Source organism: Pseudoalteromonas sp. SG41-5 (genome assembly GCF_014164495.1).
Classification (GTDB): domain Bacteria; phylum Pseudomonadota; class Gammaproteobacteria; order Enterobacterales; family Alteromonadaceae; genus Pseudoalteromonas; species Pseudoalteromonas rhizosphaerae.
Map to the genome: position 1 here is coordinate 1 of NZ_JACJFH010000244.1, position 1,078 is coordinate 1,078.

Genomic DNA, 1,078 nt, shown 5'->3' on the forward strand with positions numbered 1-1,078 from the left:
TTGAATACATCGAGGTTGATTATAATCGGACAAGAAGGCACAGTGCTCTCGGGTATCTAAGTCCAGTTAACTTTGAAAATAAAAATGTCGCTTAATGAAGTGTCCAGTCTGGCTGGAGCAGATCACTCATTGTTAGAAGCGCATGGCCTCAAGTTAATACTTGATGCCTATAAGTCAAAACGTAACCCTAGTTTCGCGCCTAAGTTACTGACCAAGGGGGGGTTGCTAAAAGCTGAATTGATAGCGAAGAATATATAATATTGAATAATAGATATTTATTACTTTTTATGAGGTTTTATGAAGTTATATGTAAAAGATTTGGACACCGGAGAAAAAGTGTATTTGCAACAAACTGCAAAAGATAGAGATCAGCTGGTAAAGGTTTTAGGGTCGGAAAAATTTAAAGTACAAAATAAAATATACTTCGTTGAGAATGTACAAGCAGAAATTGATAGTAAAACTGCTCCAGCCATGGCCCTTGGTGGCGTAATTGGGGTTTTGGGAGGAGTGCCAGGCGTATTAATAGGAGGATTAATAGGAGGGTTACTTGGTAATAACTCTGATGAAGAAGATAAATTAAAAGTTGCGAATTTTAACCGGAGTAGACATGTACAAAAGAATTAACTTTGGGCTTCTATTTGTAATGATATTACTATTCTGTTTCTCGTTCTTTTATATTTCAAATAAAAAGCTGATAAACGTGAGTATTAGGCAAGTGTTAGAGTGGAAAGAGTTGAATTTATCAATATGGATATTAGTATCGATTTCCTTTTTTATTCATTATTTGGCAGAAAAAAATAATAAGATAAATTATTCAGGTTTGATCTATAAGCACTTCGGTATTTTTGCAGATTCAGCTTTTGCGGCAATAACTTATGGCTTAGCCGCAACTACTTCAGCCGCTATTTTGAAAGGAGTATATATTCAGCAGTTTTTTGGCGATGTAGTTTATTTTGCGTATTCTCATGACTTTGATCACCGATTCTCATCAGCTTTGATCACCTGATTTATCATTTTGTAGAGCCGTTTTTAAATTAGCTTAACTGATCATCATCAGTCAATTTATTTAACTGTTTTC

General features: G+C 34.6%; 3 protein-coding genes. All 3 read left to right on the forward strand.

The features are described 5' to 3' along the window. The coding region (locus H5232_RS23345; RefSeq protein ID WP_182761394.1) for an IS3 family transposase at positions 1–95 on the forward strand (95 nt) is incomplete at its 5' end. Positions 96–297: 202 nt separating this feature from the next. Further along, positions 298–624: a hypothetical protein gene (locus H5232_RS23350; RefSeq protein WP_182831671.1), complete on the forward strand. Its 327-nt coding sequence runs from the start codon at positions 298–300 to the stop codon at positions 622–624. 91 nt (positions 625–715) lie between these two features. Next, the gene (locus tag H5232_RS23355) at positions 716–1,006 is read left to right on the forward strand and encodes a hypothetical protein (protein ID WP_220496129.1); all 291 of its coding nucleotides are present in this window, start codon (positions 716–718) and stop codon (positions 1,004–1,006) included. Positions 1,007–1,078: the final 72 nt, after the last annotated feature.